Consider the following 20,386-nt stretch of genomic DNA (forward strand, 5'->3'; position numbering starts at 1 on the left):
CACCTCTAAAAGAATTCGAGATGCACTTCGAACAGCTTCTCAACTTCAGGCACCGAAGCGCTCGTAGTCACAATCAATACATGATCGTGTGTCTCCACCTTCACTCGGCCATTGGGCACAATAATTTTACCATCGCGCAGAATTGCCCCGATCACCGTATCTTCCGGCATGGAGAGCTCTTTCAGAGGCTTGTTGAGAATTGCACTGGTCTCAAGCGCCTCAGCTTCCAGCACCTCCAGGTTGCCATCAGCCAGTGAAGCCATACCGTGAATACGCCCTTTGCGCACAAAACTGAGAATCGAAGCAACAGTAGAGAGGCGAGGAGAGACGGTAACATCCAACCCGATCTGACGAACCAGTTGTGTATAGATGGAACGGTTCACCAGTGTAACCACATGCGGCACACCGTATCGTTTGGAGATCAGGCTGCTGAGAATATTGGTCTCATCATCATTGGTCAGGGCAAGGAAATCATCCATCTTATCGATGTTCTCCTCCTCCAGCAGTTTCTGATCCAGTGCATCACCATGGATCACCACCACATTGCTGAACTGATCCGAAAGCCACTCCGCCCTTGGTCCGTTGGACTCAATCAGCTTGACCAGCGCACCGGCCTTCTCCAGCTCGGAGGCCACCTTGAAACCGATATGACCACCGCCAACCATCATCACATTACGTCCCTGCGGTGAGTGGCAGGCCATATCGAGCCTGATCATCAATTTATCAAGCTGCCTGCGTGAAACTGCAACATAAATACTGTCGCCGGAGAGCAGCACAGTATTACCTTTGGGAACAGTCCAGCGATTATTGTGTTCATGCGCCACGACATAGACATCAAGATCACCCATCACCTCCGGCAGCTCCATCAATGAGAGTCCGGCCAGCAGGCTCTTGGGGCGAACTACAAATTCAACCAGTTGAATCTCACCACCGAAAAACTCACGGGCATCCAGTGCGCTGGATACATTCAAGCGACCCATCACCACCTTAGCGGCCTCACCTTCCGGCGAGATGATCACATCAATGGGCAGATCATCCCTGCCGATCAACTGATCCCGATGCAGGGCATAATCTGCCTCACGCACACGTGCCAGCTTGGTTGGCACCTTAAACAGCGAGTGTGCCACCTGACAGGCGAGCATATTCACCTCATCATTGGTGGTCACCGCAATCAACAGGTCAGCATTGGCTGCACCTGCTGCCTCCAGAATGCGCGGGTGCGAGGCCATACCACAGATAGTTTTCACATCCATGGAGTCGGAGATCACCTGCAAACGCACCTCATCCTGATCAACGACAGATACATTATTACCCTCTGTCGCCAGACGGCTGGCAATGTGAAAGCCAACTTCACCTGCCCCGAGAATTACTACATTCATAAAGATTCCCTCTCAGGCGGCACTAGTCCGAACGCCTTGATCTTACGGTGCAACTGGCTTCGTTCCATGCCGATATCGGCGGCAGTACGGCTGATATTCCACTCATGTTTCTCCAGGCTTTGTAAAAGGTAGCTGCGCTCAAAAGCCTCGCGCGCCTCATGAAAGCTATCGGCTTCGACACCGGGCATGGCAATGGATGCTTTTGCAGTAGTACTGCTGTGAGAGACCTGGGTAGTGGACTGATCCGGCGGCAGCATGCTTGCACGTGTCATCTCTTCGCCGGGCATGAGAATATGACAACGCTCAATATAGTTGCGCAGTTCGCGGACATTACCCGGCCAATGGTATGCCATTAATGCTCCTAACACCTCTGAACTGAAACGCACCGGTTCTCCTCCCAGTTCGTTAGCCTGCTCAGCTGCCAGCGTTTCGACAAGAAGCGGCATATCTTCAATACGCTCCCTGAGTGATGGCATACGAATGGAGACGACATTCAGCCGATAGTAAAAATCTTCCCGTAACGCTCCATCCCGAAGGCTCTGATCGAGATCACGGGAGCTGGCAGTAATCAGACGAACATTGGCAGGCAGTGCTGTGGGATTGCCCAGCCGTTGCACCACCCGCTCCTGCATGACACGCAGAATCTTGGCCTGCGCACTAAGACTGAGTTCGGTCACCTCATCAAAAAAGAGCGTTCCCCCGTTGGCAGCTTCAAAACGGCCGCGCTGCGAATGCAAGGCGCCGGTGAAGGCGCCCTTCTCATGACCAAACAGTTCCGAATCCATTCGGTTGGCAATAACACTGGCTGTATTCACCTCAACAAAGGGGCCATCCTTTCGTTTGGAAGCCTCGTGCAACAGTGTGGCAGCAACAGCTTTACCAGTACCATGTTCGCCAACAATCAGCACAGGAGAATCCGAGATGGCCACCCTTTTGATCAGGGCCTTTACTTCGGTGATGACAGCACTTTGACCTATCAACTCTCTGCGGCTGTGGTGATCTTTCTCCTGCCGCTTTAGGTCACTGTTCTCCTGCTCCAGCCTGCGCTTTTGTACCGCATTACGGCAGAGAATCATCAGGCGATCAAAGGAGAGTGGTTTCTCGACAAAATCAAACGCGCCCTGACGGGTTGCGCGCACAGCGGTATCAATTGTGGCATGTCCGCTCATCATAATAACCGGCAGATTGGCATCAACCTGATGAATACGACTCAAGGTTTCCAGGCCATCAATACCGGGCATCCAGATATCGAGTAGCACACAGTCCACACTCTGTTTGCGCAGCCTCGCCATCGCCTCTTCGCCAGATGCCGCAGAGACCACCAGATAGCCTTCATCTTCAAAGAGCCCCTGCAGTGAATCTCGAATCGGCTCTTCATCATCCACAATCATGATTCGTGCAGTCATGACTCCTCCATCTCTTCCACCCTCCTGGGCAAGCGCAGGCAGAAGTGTGTTGGTTTCGCAGCTGAAACCAGATTTAATCGTCCACCATGATCCTCGGCAATTCGTTTGGCGATTGCCAGTCCCAGGCCAGAGCCATTGCTCTTGGTGGAGTAGTAGGCCTCAAAAAGCTGCGCAGCCGATGCAGCCTCAATGCCCACACCATCATCCTCTACGTGCCATTCAACACACTCTTCACTCATCCGGGCATAGAGTCGAACAGCTTTGCCGCCCATACCTTCGGTCGCCGCAAGTGCATTATCCATCAGATTAATGAGAACCTGACGCACCTGATCAGGATCACAGCAGCAACTCCAGTCAGCATCACACGATCTTACATCAAGACGGCGATAGCTGTTAAACAGTTCATCCATCTCTCGCAGCAGTGAAGCCACCGATGCCTGTCGTATTTTCGGCTGTGGCATTCTTGCCAGCGTTGAGAAGTCGGCAATCAAACGCTGCAACCGCTCCACCTGTGCAATAATCGCATGGGTGCAGACATCAAACACCTTCTCATCGTCCACCTGCGAGCGGAATCGCCGCTGCAGCCGTTCAGCCGAGAGTTTAATCGGTGTCAGTGGATTTTTTATCTCATGGGCGAGTCGGCGAGCCACCTCAGCCCAGGCTTTGTTGCGCTGCGCCTCGGCAAGATCGGAGATGTCATCAATCACCAGCAGATAACCTGAAAAACCACTGGCGCCGGTCTCACTCAGCCGTGCCCCGCGAGCAAGCACATGCAGGCTGCGCCCTTCAGAGAGCTCAATATCAAACTCCCGTTGCAGGTGATCCTCCTGCTGCTGGCTGAGTTCGCCATAAAACTCACCAATATCGTGCAGGCTTCCCTGCGTCGCCTGCAGAATATCGACACTGGGCATCCAGTTATCAGGCAACTGCAGAATCTCCCTTACCGCCTGATTAAGCAGGCGAACCCGACCACCGCCATCAACCAGCAGCACACCGGTATGCAAATTGGCCAGCAGAGACTCCAGTACATATTGGCGCTGACGACTATTATCCAGTGCCTTGGTCAGATCCTGTTGCGCCTGCTCAATTGCCTCCACATTCATTTTCAGTCGATTCGCCATGGTGTTAAAGGAGCGCGCCAGAGAGCCCAACTCATCCTGGGATGATTCGGAGATCGCCACATTCAGATCGCCTTCAGTGACCCGTCTTAGCGCATCGGCAAGATCCCCGACCGGCGCAGTCAATCTGCGCGCAAAAAGCAGACCAACCAGACCCGCCACCAGTACCACCAGCAGCGTCACAAACAGCATCACATGGGTAAATGTCTCACGGATATTCTGACGGTTATGCTCAAGCTGACGATAACTGCGATAATCTGATTCTACAGCACGGGCATTCTGAATCACACCGGCTGGCAGACGAATCTCAACACGCAACAGACCAATCACAGATGTCGGGCCAACAATCGGGGCATAGCCCACTGCAACCTCACCACCGTCGCGCGTTAAAAGCTCAGTCGCCACCCTGCCCAGACGCATTGACAACTTTGCCGATTCACTCAGTGGTTCAGCCTGCAGTGCACTGAGTTCACCCAGCTGCACCCCACCGACAAGAAGTTCATTAATATCAAACAGCTCCGCTTTCTGCCACCCCTCAACACCCCTGATCCCGGCCAGATAGGTAGTCACAGAACTGTAGTCCAGACTGCCTGAGGCAGCCTCAATCAGCGTACTGTCGCTAATATAGTTTACCATACTGCGCTTCATATCTATCTCAACGCGCTCATAAAATCCCTGTGCCAGATTCAGTGCACGATCCAGCAGAGTATCCACACGTACATCAAACCAGACATCCATACCCCGCTCGACCATCTGGTTGGCTGCCATCTGGATGACCATAGCCGGAATAAGCAGCATGCCGACCAGAGCAATAACCAGCTTGGCGCGCAGGCGTGAGCCAGGAGGCGGCTCTCTGCGTTCGCGAACAAGCTTGATACCGTACTGAATCAGCAGCAGCGAGAGAATCAACATCAGTCCGACATTCACCCATGCAAGCAGCGCTGATTCATGCTCTGCTGCAGGCCAAAGAATGACCGTGATCGTCAGCAGCACCAGAGACATCAACAGCGGGATCAGCCGCATAACACCCAGTCGCCTCACGGCAGTGAAAACTCCTGTTGCATCGTATCATGCGGTGACTTCATCAGACCATTCCACCATGCATCATTGATATCACCCGTGTGCAACTCCACGGATGCACGCATCAGATAAACTGTATTTGCAGCAAGAAGGCTGCGATCAAGAACCGGGAAATGGTCAAGGTTTGAGAGGAAGCGGCTTACTTCGGAAACGGTATAGACGCGGCGGGAGATGCCACTGGCCTGATCTTCCAGCAGCCAGCTGCGAGACAACAGATCAGGGACCACCCGGCGAACAACAACAATGCCGGCAATGCTTTTATTCAGCCAGTACTCCCGAGGCCTGTCGACCTGTACACTCCATACCGTGGCAACAGGGATGCCATCTTTCAAAGCGTGAAAAAAAATATCGTCACTATTTTTCAGGGTGGCGGCACAATAGATGACCCTGTCATCCATCTGCACATTCAAAGTACTTCTCTCTGCTGCAGATGCAGTGCCGCAGACAGCAATAAAAAAAGCTGCCAGAAGCGGGATCATGTTCACCCATCTGCATCGCCAAACACACATCATCAGGCGGCAGTGTAACAGCAGATGACTACGAGTTCGACGTTAATAATCCGCTTCAGTATCAACCTGATAGATATCGATCGCATGCTTTTTACCCTTAAACATTTGCGGATGGAGGTAGCTACAATAGCGCTCCTTTTTTTCACTGGGAAGATCAGCAGCCACACTTTCGGTCAACAGCGCCTGAAAGGGCTTGGCGATTCCACACAGCCTTGCGGCTGTATTGGCCACATCACCGACCACAGTAAACTCCCAACGCTCCTCATCACCCAACATACCAAGCAACACCCGTCCGCTATGAAGGCCAAAACCGACCCTGCAGGGCAACTTCTTACCCTCATTCTCCGGCAGCCTCTTCAACATCTCCAAGACACAACCCAGCGCGCGCTCACTCTTCCCCTCACCGGAGAAGCAGGCCAACAGGCCATCACCAAGAAATTTATTGATGCTGCCACCATGGGCATGAATGGCACGCACCTGAATGGCAAGACTGGCATTGATTGTGGCATACACCTCATGTGGATGATAACGCTCTGCCAACTCGGTAAAATCCCGCATATCACTAAAAAGAATGGTCATATCCTGTTCCAGAGCGAGATCACGTGGGAAGTCAGCACCATACTGTTTGAGCATCTCTACCGTTTCCCGTGGCAGAAACATATGAACCGGCAATAACCGATGCTGTAGATGTTGCGGACTCATGCCTTCCTCCCAGTTGATATGGAAACCTCAGCCATAGAGGCCTCATACCCCACAGCAATAGCAATGCCAACTTTTGCATATGGCAGCGCTGCACCTGAATCAGAAAAGAAAAAGGCTCCGGCAGATGCCGGAGCCTGATATCTGACGCGAAACACTAGGGAGGGGAGGGAGGAGTAGCGCCAGACAGGACAAACCGTAGCGACTTCCAAGTAAGAGACGGGTTAACCATCAGTTAAAAGTTATTAATTCTACCACGACTGATCACATGCCTACCACTCAAAACAGTGGCGCAAAAAAGAACAGAGCCCGCGCAATTGCGGGCTCTGGAGGAGTTCTTAAAAACTGCAGTGGCGCTGTGGCCTATATAAACTGAACCCTTTTCTGCTCAGGTGGGCGCGTCATTCCGACATCAGGTACGCCCGTAGAGGCATTCACACAGCCGGAATAGGTAAGCTCCCAATTATAGCGTATCGACCCAAGTATATAAGCCACAACGCCACTGCAGCTTCTGAAAACAATATACATTTTTCAGCTGAAATAAGCAAGGAAAAAGAAGCCTGATAATCAGCCCGCCTGAATCGCAGTCAGGGCAATGGTATAGACAATATCTTCGACAGATGCACCACGTGAGAGATCATTCACCGGTTTACGCAAGCCCTGCAACATCGGTCCGATACTGACAACATGAGCACTGCGCTGTACCGCTTTGTAGGTGGTGTTGCCGGTATTAAGATCGGGAAACACAAACACGTTAGCCTGACCCGCCACCTGACTTTTCGGTGCCTTGCTTTTGCCGACCGAAACAATTGCAGCAGCATCATATTGTAGCGGCCCATCAACAATCAGATCCGGCCTGCGCTCTCGGACCATGGCAGTAGCCTGTCGCACCTTATCCACATCCAGTCCCGCCCCCGATTCACCGGTACTGTAGCTGATCATCGCCACCCTTGGCTGAAGACCAAATCGCCTGGCCGAATCCGCACTCTGTATGGCAATATCGGCCAACTGGCTGGCATCAGGATCCGGGTTAATGGCGCAATCGCCATAGACCACCACCTGATCGGGCAGACACATGAAAAATATGGAGGAGACCAGCTCAGCAGATTCACTGGTACCGATCAACTGAAAAGCCGGACGCACTGTATTGGCGGTGGTATGTAACGCACCTGAAACCAGTCCATCGACCTCATCCATAGCCAGCATCATCGTGCCCAGAACAATACGGGCCTGCAGCTGATCCTCTGCGACCTGCCTGGTCATCCCCTTATGTTTACGCAGGGCCACCATAGGCTCAACATAACGCTGACGAATCGTCGCCGGATCAATGATCATACTCTCGTCACTCAGCGTGATGCCCTGAGATGAGGCAATCTGATGAATTTTATCAGGATTCCCGAGCAGAATGCAGTGGGCGATGCCGCGCTGCTGGCACTGATAGGCTGCCATGATCGTGCGCGGCTCTTCCCCCTCAGGCAACACAATGCGGCGCATTGAATGAGAGGCCTGCTGAATCAGCTGATAACGGAATGCTGCCGGTGAGAGGCGTGGTTTGCGTTCAATTGCACAGCGCGCTTTAAGCCACCCGGCATCCAGATAGTTGGCGACATGGTCAACAGCCTGATCGATCAGATCAAAGTCATCTACCGCCACCTCAGCGGGCATATGGGCCAGCTTCGATGCCGTCTGAAAAGAGCTGCTCTCCACCAGCAACAGTGGAATACCTGTCCGCAGAGCCTGCTCGCAGAGATTCATCATCCCAAAACTCGGCCTCAAACCGCCTGTCAGCAAAATGCCGGCAATACGCACCCCATTCATAGCCGCCATACATACTGCAACAAAGACATCGTCACGATCTCCGGGGAAGATCAACAACGTATGCGGTTGATAAACACTGTGAATATTGGCCAGCGTGCGTGCGCATAACTCCATGCGCTGCACACGCCGCAACCGGATATCTCCCTCATTAAGCACCTTGGCGTCGAGATAGCTGGCGATATCGCACATGCGTGGTGCTGTTAACGACGGCTGCCAAGGGATACAACCAATATTATAGCATGACCTGTTGGCCAGGTGACGCCCCATCTCACCACAGGCCTGCAGTGCATCAGGCCTGTCGGAACAGGTTTGTAGTGCATCAGCCTGCAGCAGCTGTGCCTCCAGATCATCTGGAGCTCCCACCCTGTTGATAATGATGCCAGCCAGCGCGCTACCATTGGCATCACTGAAGGCATTGGCAGTAATATCAATATATTCATCCAGATCAGGCTCGGGTTTTCCAACCAGAATCACCTCCGCATCCAGCGCTCGGGCAATGGCAGCATTCAGACGCGTGGCATATCCGGCATGGCCATCAGCAACCAATCCCTCGACAATCACAACATCGGTATGGCGAGAGCTCTGCTGATAGAGAGCGATCACCTCCTCCATCAACATCCCTTCTTTGCCCGATCCCAGCAGCGAAGTGGCCCGCCTGAGGCTTATCGGTTGCGGCGCTTTGACATCGATCATGTGCTCAACCAGACGCGTGGAACGTTCGGGGCCATGATCTCTGTCACGCAGCTGCGCAACCGGCTTACAAAATCCCGCACGAATGCCGATGCGGTCCAGCGCCCGCACCATGCCGAGACTGACCGTGGTCAAACCTGCCCCTGATCCGGTGGAAACAAGTAGAAATGCGTGACTCATGTGATCTTTTCCTCTTGGTTTAACACTTCGTATGCATAGCGGGCAATCATGGTCTCTTCACTGGTGGCAACAACCAGCACGGGAATAGAACCCTCTGCCCTGCTGATAAACCCATGCGAGGCGCTGCCATGCTGCCTGTTTCTCTCCGCATCAAGCGCCACTCCCAGAATGGTCAGTTGCGCCACAGTCTTGTCGCGCACAACCGCAGCATGCTCACCAATACCGCCGGTAAAGACGATGGCATCAATCTGGCCAAGTGCGACAGCAAGCCCGGCCAGGGATTTTGCCAGTCGGTAGCAGAAGATATCCACGGCCAGGGCTGATCTTTCATCGCCAGCTTCGGCTGCCTCCAGCAGGGTGCGCATATCATTGCTCCGGCCCGATAGCCCCAGAAGACCGGACTTCCGATTCAGTGCTTCGCTGATCTCTGTCAGGGAAGCGCCACTGACTCTGGCCATATACTCATGCAGCCCCGGATCCACATCACCACTGCGACTCCCCATAACCAGCCCTTCCAGTGGCGTCATACCCATCGTGGTATCCACGCTGATACCATTGGCGATAGCCGTAGCGCTGCAACCATTACCCAGATGCGCGGTAATCAGGTGACAATCATTAAAGCCGCGACCAAGTAACTGCGCTGCCTGCTGTGCCACATAGTGGTGACTGCTGCCATGAAAACCATAACGGCGCACACCATAATCGCTGTACCAGCTGTAGGGCACAGCATAGAGACTTGCATGGGGTGGCATCGCATGATGAAACGCGGTATCAAAAATTGCGATATGAGGAATGAGTGGCAGATGTTTCATCGCTGCCTGAATACCCAACAGGTTGGCAGGGTTGTGCAGTGGCGCCAGGTGTGAGAGTGATGTGATCTCCGCAATGACAGATTCATCCAGCAGTGTCGGTTTTATGAATTTTTCGCCACCATGTACAACCCGGTGACCAACTGCGGCAATGCTCTCTCTGTCCACGCGGGCAAACAGGATTTCGAGCATCTTCGCCATAGCAGCATCATGCACTGCACCGGCAAGATCAAACTGTTGGATTTCACCGCCAACCTTCCAGCTCAGAATTGTACCGGCCTCACCAACTCGCTCAGTCACAGCCTCACTGAGTAGTTTCTCCGACGGCATCTCCACCAGCGCCATTTTGATCGAAGAGCTGCCTGTATTGATGACCAGAACCATTGTATTTGACACTGAAAAATAACTCCGATGATCTATTGAACCCATTAAATCCTAAGGCTACGACTCTGCACTCATCACGTAAATGAACCTGAGCCACCTGACTCAATAATGACACACACCCTACCGGGTTATTACGGCATCGAAATCCAGTCATTTAAGCCGATTTGGGATATGTAGTGTCAGGGCTGATTACTCGGGCTGTCCATGATCCCTCGCCCTTTTGGGGCCATCGCTAAAGCGATTTTGTTCTTCCAGACTTCCTGCCCCGGACGTGGATTACTCGGGCCATCCACGGCACTCGCCCCTTCGGGGTCGCCATATTGTGGCGATCTATCCAGCTATCCTGCTGGATAGTCGAACCATGGTTCCCATCCTTAGTTCCACAGTAAACATAAAAAAAGGGCCCGCGAGGGGCCCTTTTTTTATGTTTGGCTGGGGGACGTGGATTCGAACCACGATTGACGGTGTCAGAGACCGCTGTCCTACCATTAGACGATCCCCCAGTGACGGTGGGCGCGCACAATAATGGCATAAATCGCGTTCGTCAATTCTGAAAAAGAGTTATCCTGCCTGTTCGCCTGAATCCACGCGTGCCGTCGCAACCAGAGCGCCAAAAGCGCCAACCAGTGCACCACCGAACAGCAGCGGCAATAACAGCACCCACATTTTCAGATCAACCTGCAACATCTCAAGCCACTCACCCGTGCCAAGCAACAGCGGCCAGAGCAGAATCCATGCGGCAATACCGGCAACCGCCCCCAACAACATACCTTCAAGGATAAATGGCATACGCACAAACCACTCCTTGGCTCCCATCAGGCGCATCAGATGAATCTCATCGGCTCGTGCCAGCAGCATCATGCGCAGGGTGTTGGAGATAATCAGTGCCATCGCAAGAGCAAGAACCAGCGAGGCAAACCAGGCCAGATATTCGGCCTGAGCAATCCACTGATGGGCCTGCGCCATATCCACTTCACTCTCATTCACCGCACCGCCATGACGGGTTGCAACATCCCGTATATCATCAAAGAGAAATTCGCTCTGCTCATCATTCAGGGAGAGTTCGAAGGTGATCGGCAGTCGATTCACCAGCTCCTTCTGATTCAATCCGGCATTGTCCAGCCACTCCTGCATCCAGCGGGCAGCCTCCTCCGGAGAGATCTTGCGCAGAGCGGAGATCTGAGGGATCGCTTCAAGCGCCCTTCTCAGTTCAGGTTCCTGACTGGCATTGGAGCTGTCCAGATAGACGTGGATATGGATATCATCCTGCCAGCCACCGACCCACTGGCTAGCCGCCTGCACACCCAGCCAGATCGCGCCCACCGCCCAGAGTGCAATACAGACAATAATAACCGCCAGCGTCTGTTGAATGCCAAAGGGGGGCACATTAAAACCACCGGGAAGCCTTGGATTCACCTTATCAGGAATCAATTCGGGCGTACTATTTCTTTTCACAGGTCACCACCGGCCAGAGATCCGGCATGCAGCTGGATCACACGTCCCGGATGTGACTCCAGCAGATGCAGATCATGGGTCGCCATAATCACAGTTGTGCCCTGACGATTGAGATCCATCAGATAATCGAGCACCCGGCTGGCTGTCTCAATATCAAGGTTGCCGGTCGGTTCATCGGCAATAATAATCGATGGATTGGCTGTCATAGCGCGGGCAATAGCAACACGCTGCTGTTCACCGCCGGAGAGTGCTTCCGGGTAGGACCAGAGGCGATCGGCAAGACCAACATACTCAAGCACCTTACGCACACGTGGAATCAAGCGCTCGGTTTTCCACCCCTGCACCCGCAGTGGCAGCGCCACATTCTCAAATACAGTGCGTGCAAAGAGCAGCTTATGATCCTGGAAGATAATACCGGTGCGCTGCCTGATCTCGCGAATACGCGCTTCACCAGCCTCACGCATATCGATCTGCTGCACACGCAACTGGCCCGATGAGGGGCGAACACCACCATAGAGCATCTTCATCAATGATGATTTGCCGGCACCACTCTCCCCGATCAGGTAGACAAACTGTCCCTGATGGATATCCAGTGTAACACCGGAAAGCGCCACCTTACCCGTTGGGTAACGTAACATCAGTTGCTGCATCTGTATTTGAGGTTGGTCGTGCGACATGTGGAAACGGTAGCCTGCCAGCCCGCCGCTGTCACCTGCCTGAACAGGCACTAACGCACCAACACAGCGCAGCACTCAAGTTGCTGACAAACGCAGAGCGACTATTCAACATAGGCAGATGCTTATCACCTGCCCCTCTTGCCGGAAACCGATCGACATCGACACTGACATTGGGCTGACGAGTCTCACCTGCAGTCAGTGCGGCAGTGCGTTTTCACCTCGGCCTGATGAGTCCCGGAATCCTGATCAACGACATTCATGGATTTACACTCCCGACCTGTTTGCCTCACCACCATTTTTGAACAAACGTGAGCATGCAGAAAATGAAGCAGTGGTCATTCGCGACAACGCCTCTAGCGAGGAAGATTCAGAACTCATCGCACCGGCAAGAGCGCAGGCCCATCTCTGGCCCTGGTTTTTCACTGCCCTTCTTATACTGACACTGGCAGGCAGCTGGGCCCAGAAGGAGGCCTGGCTGGATAACCGCTGGATGCGCAGCACGCTGATCAACCTGACCCTGCCGCTTGAGAACAGGGAGAAAGACTGGCTTATTATTCCTCAGCGTGTGAAAAGTGAGTGGGTGATTCGTGATGATAACAGCAGGGTGCTGGTGATCTCTGGCAGCATCAAGAACCTGCTGGCCAGCAGCATGGCCTACCCAGACATTGAGATCACATTCTTTTCTAATCATCAGCCTGATCGGCCATTGGCAACCATGCGCCTGCCCATCACCGAAAAAGCCGATACCAAAAGCATCGCCCAAACACCGTTTGTTTCACCAAAAGCTCTGAAGCGTGCAACAGCCAGCAGTCAGACCGACTTTATTATTATCGTAGAATCAGTACCGGATGGCACCGGTGATTTCACCCTCAGCCCGCGCCTGCGCTAGAAGCTTTTAACACGATCTCAGATTCTGCAGATCATCGCCACCGCTTCGCAGGCGATGCCCTCTTTGCGGCCGACAAATCCGAGTTTTTCTGTCGTGGTTGCCTTGACGTTGACCTGCCCCTGATCAACCAGCAGCAATCCGGCCAGACGTGTTCTCATCACAGCGATAAAGGGGGCCAGTTTAGGTGCTTCAGCCATGACCGTGATATCAACATTACCGACACACCACCCCTCTTTGCACAACAGCGCCACAACTTTTGAGAGCAGCAGTGTGCTATCGGCATCTTTATACTGAGCATCACTGTCAGGAAAATGGTGACCAATATCGCCGAGTGCGGCAGCCCCAAGCAGTGCATCACAGAGTGCGTGAATCAACACGTCGGCATCGGAGTGGCCAAGCAGCCCCATCTCATAGGGGATCTCCACACCACCGAGCAGCAGACGGCGATGCTCTGCAAACCTGTGCACATCAAAACCGTGACCAATGCGAATATTCACCTTAACGCCCCCTCAACTGCGACTCCAGCCAGTGCAGATCCTCCGGCGTGGTTATTTTTCTATTATTGATATCTCCCCGGCTGATATAGACATCAAAACCGGCCGCCTCCAGCAGTGAGGCATCATCGGTGTGCAGATGGAGCCGCCCCGCCTCAAGCGCCAGCGCCTTCTCAAACCAGACTCTGCGCGCCACCTGAGGTGTCTGCACTGCCCTTAAGAGACTGCGATCAGGTGTCTCAACCACCCTGCCCTCTGCATTCACCCTTTTGATGGTATCGGCCACGGCCAAGCCGGGAACAGCAGCACCACAGCGCTGCGCCACATCGATCACATCGGCCAGCAGTTCAGCAGATGGCAGCGGCCTTGCCGCATCATGCACAGCCACAAGCTCGATATCATCAGGCAGCGCATACAGTCCCTGCTGCATGGAGAGTGAGCGCTCAGCCCCTCCAGTCACCGGCGGCAAAAGCTGAAACGGGTAGTTTTGATCTTTAACCACTGCGGCAAACCGCTCATCGCCTGCGGAGATTACCGGTTGCACCAGCGCAATGCGGGGATCGGCAGCCAGAGATTCAAGTGTGTAGCGTAGCAGGGGCTTGCCCAGCACCTCAACATACTGTTTGGCAATCTCGCCACCAAATCGGCTGCCACTGCCGGCAGCCAGCAATAACAGGCCAACTTTCATATTGCCGATTGTCGCTCTTTTACTGGCATGGTCAACTTGGTTAGCATCGCTGCAAATGCCAATCCCGTTGCACTGCTCTGATACATCGGATATAAACCTGCTATCATATCGGTTTGATCCCTGTTTCAAATGAGAAAGTAGCCGTTTTTTAAGGAAGTGAAATGACCTCATCGATTCTGTTTTTCGCTGCTGCCCTGATCACATTGATCGCTGCAGCCATGTTATGGCGTGATGCAAAACAACCCCATGACCGAAAAAACACCAATATCGCCGGTACCGTTGCCAGCCTTATGGCTGCAGCAATGGCAGCCAATGTCTGGGCTATTCATCTGCTGGAATCGGTCACCACCGATGGCATCAACTTCACACTGGCCACCAGTACAGCTGTCTTCACACTGATTGTGCAGATGGTTTACACCTTCGGCATTCTGCGCCACGGCATTCAGGGTTTAGGTCTTTTTCTGCTGCCGCTGACTGCTGTTCCGTTGTTTCTCACCCCGATTCTGCCTGAAGCGCACACCCCCAACTGGGTACACACCACATCGCTGCTGGAGACCGGCCATCTGCTGCTGGCACTTATCTCTTATGCGGTACTGACGCTGGCGGCGATTCACGCCCTGATGCAGATCCTTCTGGATCGGGCACTGAAGAAAAAGCGGTCATTCAAGCTGATTCAGGCGCTGCCATCACTGGTAAGTATTGAGCGCCATATGATCGCTCAGGTTAAAATGGCAACCGCGCTGATTGCCGTCAGTATCATTACCGGCCTGCTCTGGCAGTGGACCCAGTACCAGCACTTTGCACTCTTCAGCCATAAGGTGCTGCTGGCTGTCTTTACCCTGGCCGTTCTGGTTATCCTGCTGATCAAACGCCATCAGGACAGCTGGCCAACCCGCATTGCCAGCCGTGCTGTGCTGACAGCCTATGTGCTGTTTATTCTCGCCTACTTCGGCGTCAAACTGATTAACACATGGGTTAACTGATTACTTAAATGGACATCGCAGACATCTCAATTTCATTCGCAGTAGGCATCCTTTTTTTCCTGCTGTTGCTCTCAGCATTCTTTTCAGGCTCTGAAACAGCCCTGACCCGCGCCCGACGCGCCAAACTGCGCGTACGACAGGAGCATGGCGATCTGGGTGCAGGCAAGGCTGAACTGCTTCTAGGCCATCCTGAACGCATGCTCTCCACCATTCTGCTTGGCAATAACTTTGTGAACATCGCCGCTTCGGCGATTGCCACCGCCCTGTTCGTCTCTGAATTCGGGGATGCAGGCATTCTCTACGCCACTATCGCCATGACCGTGGTTGTACTGATCTTTGCCGAAATCCTTCCTAAAACCATTGCTGTTGCTCATGCTGAAGCGATTGCCTGCAAGGTCGCCGGCCCCATGAGTATGATTCAGAAGCTACTCTCTCCTCTGGTAAGACTCCTTATCGCCATTATCTCGATGTTAAAACGATTGCTACGGGTGCCCGATAAAGAGGATACGCCACTGACCCATAAAGAGCTGGCCAGCATGATTGATATCAGTGCCGAGTCAGGTGTGCTTGATCAGGCCCGCGAACAGATGCTCAACAATAGTCTTACCCTGCATGAGGTGGCCGTAAAAGCGTTGATGACTCCGCGCCCGAACATGCGACTTCTGGATGGCTCTTTAACGGTAGGCAAGGCGCTGCGTGAAGTCTCCAAAGCCCCCCACTCCCGCTATCCGGTCTACCTTAATGAGCAGGACAATCTGATCGGTATTGTTCACCTGCGCGACCTGCTTAAGTTGAAACACCCTGAAGTCTCTCTCAGTGATGCGCTGATCTGGAAAACCCCCTCCTATATTCCGGCCAACAAGAATGCACTGGCTCAGCTATTCGATTTTCAGGCCAACCACCAGCATCTGGCCATCGTCGTGGATGAGTTCGGCGATATCGAAGGCCTGATTACCCTTGAAGATATTATTGAAGAGATTGTTGGTGAGATCCATGATGAATCGGATCTTCCGGCCCAGATGGATATGTGGCCGCAACCCGATGGCAGTCTGGTAACTGCTGCTACCGTAGCCCTGCACGATATCAATCAGGCGATGGACAGTGATCTGCCTGAAGAGGGAGCCATCACTATTGGTGGTCTGATCGTTCAGATTCTCGGCGATGTGCCCGAGGGCAGACTCTGCCTGACCATTGCTGACATGCAGGTTGAGGTGCTCAGTGTTAAAGGCGACTGGATTAAACGGGTTCGTATTGTAAAAACGCCAACCAGTGAGTAACAACCTAACCTGCTGATCAACTAAAAAAAGGCCCCCGTAATGGAGGCCTTTTTTTTGTATCGCGATGGACTGCTTAACGCAGTGATTTCAGGTAAGCAGCGATATCCTGCGCATCTGTTCCACACTTGTTCTGTTTGGGCATCTTCGATTTGGCGCCACTATTGCCGGTCAGACTCTTGATCCCTTCCTTCGAATCACACACCCACTCAGCCAGCGTCACCTCATCCCAGACAAATGTTGCGCCTTTAAGATCGCTGCCATATTTACTGAATCCGGCAATCTTGCCTGCTGTTTTAGCGTAAATTCCGAACAGATTAGGGCCAACCTTGTGGCCGCCGCCAGCATCAAAGCTATGGCACGCCTTACACTTACCGATCTTACCAGCTCCCGCAGCCGCACTGCCTGAACTGACGACTGCCACAGTCGCTGCACTGGCTGCTGCCGCCTTAGCTGCTGCCTTGTCTGCTGCTGCCTTGTCTGCTGCTGCCTTGTCTGCTGCTGCCTTGTCTGCTGCTGCCTTGTCTGCTGCTGCCTTGTCTGCTGCCGCCTTGTCTGCTGCCGCCTTGCCTGCTGCTGCCTTAGCTGCCGCTGCCTTGTCTGCTGCTGCCTTGTCTGCTGCTGCCTTGTCTGCTGCTGCCTTGTCTGCTGCCGCCTTGTCTGCTGCCGCCTTGCCTGCTGCTGCCTTAGCTGCCGCTGCCTTGTCTGCTGCCGCCTTGTCTGCCTTCATCTGCTCCATTTCAGCTTTTGCAGTATCAAGCGTGGTTTCACCGGATTGCACAACATCTTCGCTGATCTCGTCAGCTGTTACGGCTTCTACTGTTTCAGCTGCCGTGTCGGCAACTTCCTCCACCACCCTGGTGATCTCTTCTGAAACAGCAATCTCATCAGCCTGCTCCTCAGCCTCAGTCATCGGTGCAGGAGCCGGCTCTTTTTCCGATGAACAACCTGCTACCGCCAAACCCATAGCAACACATAATACTAGAAAATATCTCATCATCTCTCCTTTATGAATCTCTTCAGACCAGTATAGACAAGTTCCGGGATATATAAAACATCGCCAACTCAGATCGCGAGAAGAAACAGCAGCACCAGCGCAGTCAGTGCGATAGGAATCTGCAAGGCAAAGAGAACATCTTCCCATGAATGCTCTTGTGTGAAGTGTTTTTTCTGATCTTCAAAATGAGATAGTACAGACATATGATCCTCCTTTGGTCGTGTGCATTGAATAGACCAAAAACTGACCATCGCATCAGTTTCATGCCGTGAGTTGAATCACCACAGCCAATGTTGAGTCAAAATGCATCGCTGAATAGAAAAGAAAAGGAGCCGTAGTTACCCACGACCCCTTATGAAAACAGCGCCTGATCTCAAGAAACAGCCTTGCTACTCCTGCTTATCCGGCTGCAGGAATAGGTAGGTAATACCTGCGCTGATGCCAAGGCCTGTACTCCCCTCAAGAACCGGCTGTAGCGACACGCTGTTATCATTGCCTCCGACCAGCAGTTGGGCACCAATACCGGCTCCGGCGGTTACGGAAGCACCGCCCCCGACATATTTACCGGCCAGCTTGTAACTCCCCTTCTCAAAATCAGCCGAAAACACGGTGTAAACCAGATGGGTTTCACGATCAAAGCGCATATCAATGCCAAAACCGACACCGGTTTCCCCGACATACTTCTCCAGCTCACCGCCACTGGTGGCATTGAGCGTACATTTCACATCAGTAGTAGAGTGAATAATCAGGCTGATCCCGGTGTTAGGTTGGGTGATGCAGGTCAGCACACCAATCTTCAGACCCGCAGGCGTTTCACCGGCCTGCCCCTGAAATGATAGCGAGATCAGCGCTATCAGGGAGATCACCAGCGCTGCGAATTTATTATATTTCATATCTGACTCCTGCGCACATAAGCCATCTCTTTTGATGGCGGCATCACCAGTATAGACGATAAAATCCCATATGATTACAGCGCTTTTTCCAGTCAGCTTAGTTCATAGTGGCGTTGGGCAGAGAGAAGCGGTAGGTCAGCCCCAAGCCTGCAGAGTAGGAGCTTAATCGCAGGTTTTTCGGGTAAAGGTTCAGCTTATGGAGTGAGACTGTTTTGCCCAGTTGAGCATAGAGCGCAAGGTGGTCACTCAGTGTTAAATTAACCCCGATTACAGGCTTTAGCACCATGCCATGAACGTCTGCACCAGCAAGAATTTGCATGAAACCCTGAAAGCTGTCGGTCGCTGAGAAGTCACTCTGAATACCCAGTCCAGTTAACATCTGCCCATAACCCGGATAGCCTAAAAACTCATTGTATGCGACGTTTGCCTGCACTGGGATATACAAGTAATCATTGAGGATATAATCAAACTGAATCGATAGCATATTTATATTGTTATGCCTGCTATTGCCAACCTGAACATCAAATTCGGTCTGTTGAAACAGATTAAAGCGGAAGCCTTGAAACGCCCGAGCTTCGACTGAACTGAATCCCTGCGGGTGATTCTCGCTGCCGGAGATGTGATAGTTAACAGCAGCGCCGAGGGTGAAGTTTTTAGAGGAGCCTCTGGGGGCAAACAGATAACCACCGGAGAGCGATACTCCAAGCTCGCTGTTCAACATGTATTCCAGCGAAAGTTTAGGATAAACAAGCAGCCCGGGGCCTGTATCAATTTCAGCAGGTGCATAACCTCCTGAGCCGACACCTACCTGGCCATAAATATTGACACGCGATGACACTGGCAACCTGTAGCCAAGCCCGCCTAACACCTGATTATACAGCGGAATGCCGCTGTAGCCGATATCCGCTGCAAAAAGAAGATAATGATTTTCAGTCAGGAAGTGGGAAAACTGCAGGGAGAAAGCGTTAATGGTTTTCCTGGATGCACCTTGAGGTTTAATCTGGAAAATATTGTTCAGTTCAAATGTTAATATGTTTTCTCCGGATTCAGCAGAGCCCCAGTCAGACTCGATCGTGCTGCCTGAATCCGCATATGAACCAATCATGTACGAGACCGGCTTTTGAACAAACAGATTAACTTGTGAGTGATTAATCAGTGAATTCAGGAATCGAAAGTGGCTGTAGTTCACCCCGGCAGAGAAACCGTTAAAATCGTAACCTACACCTGCGTAACTTTTGACAAATCCGCCCGTGCCGGAGAGTTGTCTGCTCTGCTTTACAGTCGAACCTCCGCCACCGCCACCAAGTGAGACTCCTGCATCGACAAACAGATCCCCGAATATTTTACGCTGCGCATGGATGGTTGTGTCAAAAGCCATAAAGCCGCCGTAATTACCCTGAACCAGCGGCGCATGAACGCCCACACCAAGGTAGAGCCAGCTATTGAGTTGATGCAGATAGTGTACGCCAATCAGATCAAGCGATTGAATTCCCGGAACAGGAATCACTTTATAATCAAGCGTGATCAGCCCCTTCGCCTCTGTAAGCGGAGCAGTTTCAGCGGCTCTCTTTTTATCCACGTCGCTGAGAGCGGCTTGCGTATTCATCAGGCTTGCCTGTTCTGCAAGCACAACTTCTGCAGGAATCAGCAGCAGGAGAAGCAAAAGGATATTCTTTAATCTAGAAAATTGGATAAACACTCTCCCCTCAGACAGGCCAGATTGAGAATCGACATTATCGCCTTGCTCTTCAGGAAGCAATTAAGGATGCTCTGAATAACCCCTGATTATTTTTCCTCGCCCCTGTTTCGAGCGCGAATTTTGGCAAACTTGCTTATTTATCCCCCGATCATCGCCTGATTGGCTTTGATCGGGTGGTTTATCCGTTTTTCGGGCAAACCTATCCTGTATAGCCCAGGCTTCGACCGCGTAGCAGATTGGTAAACCCGAGCAGCAGGCAGAGTCT

General features: G+C 52.6%; 18 protein-coding genes, 1 tRNA gene and 1 other RNA gene. 3 read left to right on the plus strand and 17 right to left on the minus strand.

All coding sequences use genetic code 11. The features are described 5' to 3' along the window. Positions 1–5: 5 nt before the first annotated feature. The 11 genes from trkA to F3F93_RS05850 all read right to left on the minus strand — a co-directional run bounded on the left by trkA (position 6) and on the right by F3F93_RS05850 (position 12,255). Positions 6–1,379, minus strand: a complete 1,374-nt coding sequence (gene trkA / locus F3F93_RS05800) for a Trk system potassium transporter TrkA (RefSeq protein WP_176958217.1) — start codon at positions 1,377–1,379, stop codon at positions 6–8. After that, entirely contained in the window at positions 1,376–2,785 is a 1,410-nt protein-coding gene (locus tag F3F93_RS05805; protein ID WP_176958218.1) for a sigma-54 dependent transcriptional regulator, read from the minus strand. Before F3F93_RS05805 ends, trkA begins: the two co-directional genes overlap by 4 nt. Then, on the minus strand, positions 2,782–4,944 hold the full coding sequence (locus tag F3F93_RS05810) for an ATP-binding protein (protein ID WP_347239209.1): 2,163 nt from the start codon (positions 4,942–4,944) through the stop codon (positions 2,782–2,784). Before F3F93_RS05810 ends, F3F93_RS05805 begins: the two co-directional genes overlap by 4 nt. Then, positions 4,941–5,462: a DUF4390 domain-containing protein gene (locus F3F93_RS05815; protein ID WP_176958219.1), complete on the minus strand. Its 522-nt coding sequence runs from the start codon at positions 5,460–5,462 to the stop codon at positions 4,941–4,943. Before F3F93_RS05815 ends, F3F93_RS05810 begins: the two co-directional genes overlap by 4 nt. Before the next feature lie 72 nt (positions 5,463–5,534). Then, positions 5,535–6,194: an adenylate/guanylate cyclase domain-containing protein gene (locus tag F3F93_RS05820; protein WP_176958220.1), complete on the minus strand. Its 660-nt coding sequence runs from the start codon at positions 6,192–6,194 to the stop codon at positions 5,535–5,537. Between the two features lie 335 nt (positions 6,195–6,529). Next, positions 6,530–6,705, minus strand: a non-coding RNA gene (gene ssrS / locus F3F93_RS05825) — 6S RNA. Positions 6,706–6,758: 53 nt separating this feature from the next. Beyond that, positions 6,759–8,879, minus strand: a complete 2,121-nt coding sequence (gene pta, locus F3F93_RS05830) for a phosphate acetyltransferase (RefSeq protein ID WP_176958221.1) — start codon at positions 8,877–8,879, stop codon at positions 6,759–6,761. Beyond that, entirely contained in the window at positions 8,876–10,117 is a 1,242-nt protein-coding gene (locus tag F3F93_RS05835; protein ID WP_176958222.1) for an acetate kinase, read from the minus strand. Before F3F93_RS05835 ends, pta begins: the two co-directional genes overlap by 4 nt. Before the next feature lie 384 nt (positions 10,118–10,501). Then, positions 10,502–10,575: transfer RNA gene (locus F3F93_RS05840), tRNA-Gln, on the minus strand. A 58-nt stretch (positions 10,576–10,633) separates the two neighbouring features. Continuing rightward, positions 10,634–11,527: a permease-like cell division protein FtsX gene (locus tag F3F93_RS05845; RefSeq protein WP_347239210.1), complete on the minus strand. Its 894-nt coding sequence runs from the start codon at positions 11,525–11,527 to the stop codon at positions 10,634–10,636. Continuing rightward, positions 11,524–12,255 (minus strand): ATP-binding cassette domain-containing protein, encoded by a 732-nt coding sequence (locus F3F93_RS05850; RefSeq protein ID WP_347239211.1) that lies wholly within the window; start codon positions 12,253–12,255, stop codon positions 11,524–11,526. Before F3F93_RS05850 ends, F3F93_RS05845 begins: the two co-directional genes overlap by 4 nt. 247 nt (positions 12,256–12,502) lie before the next feature. Between F3F93_RS05850 and F3F93_RS05855 the strand changes: the two genes are divergently transcribed. Beyond that, complete coding sequence (locus F3F93_RS05855; protein ID WP_176958223.1) at positions 12,503–13,093, plus strand: hypothetical protein; 591 nt, start codon at positions 12,503–12,505, stop codon at positions 13,091–13,093. 17 nt (positions 13,094–13,110) lie between these two features. Here the strand turns inward: F3F93_RS05855 and ispF are convergent, their stop codons facing one another. Both ispF and ispD read right to left on the minus strand, forming a co-directional pair. Further along, the gene (ispF, locus tag F3F93_RS05860; protein ID WP_176958245.1) at positions 13,111–13,584 is read right to left on the minus strand and encodes a 2-C-methyl-D-erythritol 2,4-cyclodiphosphate synthase; all 474 of its coding nucleotides are present in this window, start codon (positions 13,582–13,584) and stop codon (positions 13,111–13,113) included. 7 nt (positions 13,585–13,591) lie between these two features. Next, entirely contained in the window at positions 13,592–14,275 is a 684-nt protein-coding gene (gene ispD / locus F3F93_RS05865; RefSeq protein ID WP_241697000.1) for a 2-C-methyl-D-erythritol 4-phosphate cytidylyltransferase, read from the minus strand. A 161-nt stretch (positions 14,276–14,436) separates the two neighbouring features. On the opposite strand from ispD, the gene ccsA reads away from it, so the two are divergent. Both ccsA and F3F93_RS05875 read left to right on the plus strand, forming a co-directional pair. Further along, positions 14,437–15,258, plus strand: coding sequence for a cytochrome c biogenesis protein CcsA (gene ccsA, locus F3F93_RS05870; RefSeq protein ID WP_176958225.1), 822 nt, complete (start codon positions 14,437–14,439; stop codon positions 15,256–15,258). An 8-nt stretch (positions 15,259–15,266) separates the two neighbouring features. Next, positions 15,267–16,535 carry a CNNM domain-containing protein gene (locus F3F93_RS05875; RefSeq protein ID WP_176958226.1) on the plus strand — a complete coding sequence of 423 codons (1,269 nt, stop codon included), beginning with the start codon at positions 15,267–15,269 and terminating at the stop codon, positions 16,533–16,535. A gap of 73 nt (positions 16,536–16,608) precedes the next feature. Here F3F93_RS05875 and F3F93_RS05880 read toward each other — a convergent pair whose 3' ends face one another. From F3F93_RS05880 to F3F93_RS05890, 4 genes are all read right to left on the minus strand, one after another. After that, a complete protein-coding gene (locus tag F3F93_RS05880) occupies positions 16,609–17,529 on the minus strand; it encodes a c-type cytochrome (protein WP_176958227.1) in 921 nt (306 codons plus the stop codon). A gap of 68 nt (positions 17,530–17,597) precedes the next feature. Further along, on the minus strand, positions 17,598–17,732 hold the full coding sequence (locus F3F93_RS12630; RefSeq protein WP_277816518.1) for a hypothetical protein: 135 nt from the start codon (positions 17,730–17,732) through the stop codon (positions 17,598–17,600). A 186-nt stretch (positions 17,733–17,918) separates the two neighbouring features. Beyond that, on the minus strand, positions 17,919–18,422 hold the full coding sequence (locus F3F93_RS05885) for a DUF992 domain-containing protein (RefSeq protein ID WP_176958228.1): 504 nt from the start codon (positions 18,420–18,422) through the stop codon (positions 17,919–17,921). A 97-nt stretch (positions 18,423–18,519) separates the two neighbouring features. Beyond that, a complete protein-coding gene (locus F3F93_RS05890) occupies positions 18,520–20,085 on the minus strand; it encodes a hypothetical protein (RefSeq protein ID WP_176958229.1) in 1,566 nt (521 codons plus the stop codon). Positions 20,086–20,386: the final 301 nt, after the last annotated feature.

Source organism: Mariprofundus sp. KV (assembly GCF_013387475.1).
In the GTDB taxonomy this organism is placed as follows: Bacteria; Pseudomonadota; Zetaproteobacteria; order Mariprofundales; family Mariprofundaceae; genus Mariprofundus.

Coding starts and splice junctions, on each gene's coding strand:
- F3F93_RS12630 (WP_277816518.1), bottom strand. CDS start 17,732: ATGTCTGTACTATCTCATTTTGAAGATCAGAAAAAACACTTCACACAA.
- F3F93_RS05820 (WP_176958220.1), bottom strand. CDS start 6,194: ATGAGTCCGCAACATCTACAGCATCGGTTATTGCCGGTTCATATGTTT.
- F3F93_RS05835 (WP_176958222.1), bottom strand. CDS start 10,117: ATGGGTTCAATAGATCATCGGAGTTATTTTTCAGTGTCAAATACAATG.
- F3F93_RS05880 (WP_176958227.1), bottom strand. CDS start 17,529: ATGAGATATTTTCTAGTATTATGTGTTGCTATGGGTTTGGCGGTAGCA.
- ccsA (WP_176958225.1), top strand. CDS start 14,437: ATGACCTCATCGATTCTGTTTTTCGCTGCTGCCCTGATCACATTGATC.
- F3F93_RS05805 (WP_176958218.1), bottom strand. CDS start 2,785: ATGACTGCACGAATCATGATTGTGGATGATGAAGAGCCGATTCGAGAT.
- trkA (WP_176958217.1), bottom strand. CDS start 1,379: ATGAATGTAGTAATTCTCGGGGCAGGTGAAGTTGGCTTTCACATTGCC.
- ispD (WP_241697000.1), bottom strand. CDS start 14,275: ATGAAAGTTGGCCTGTTATTGCTGGCTGCCGGCAGTGGCAGCCGATTT.
- F3F93_RS05875 (WP_176958226.1), top strand. CDS start 15,267: ATGGACATCGCAGACATCTCAATTTCATTCGCAGTAGGCATCCTTTTT.
- F3F93_RS05885 (WP_176958228.1), bottom strand. CDS start 18,422: ATGAAATATAATAAATTCGCAGCGCTGGTGATCTCCCTGATAGCGCTG.
- pta (WP_176958221.1), bottom strand. CDS start 8,879: ATGAGTCACGCATTTCTACTTGTTTCCACCGGATCAGGGGCAGGTTTG.
- F3F93_RS05815 (WP_176958219.1), bottom strand. CDS start 5,462: ATGATCCCGCTTCTGGCAGCTTTTTTTATTGCTGTCTGCGGCACTGCA.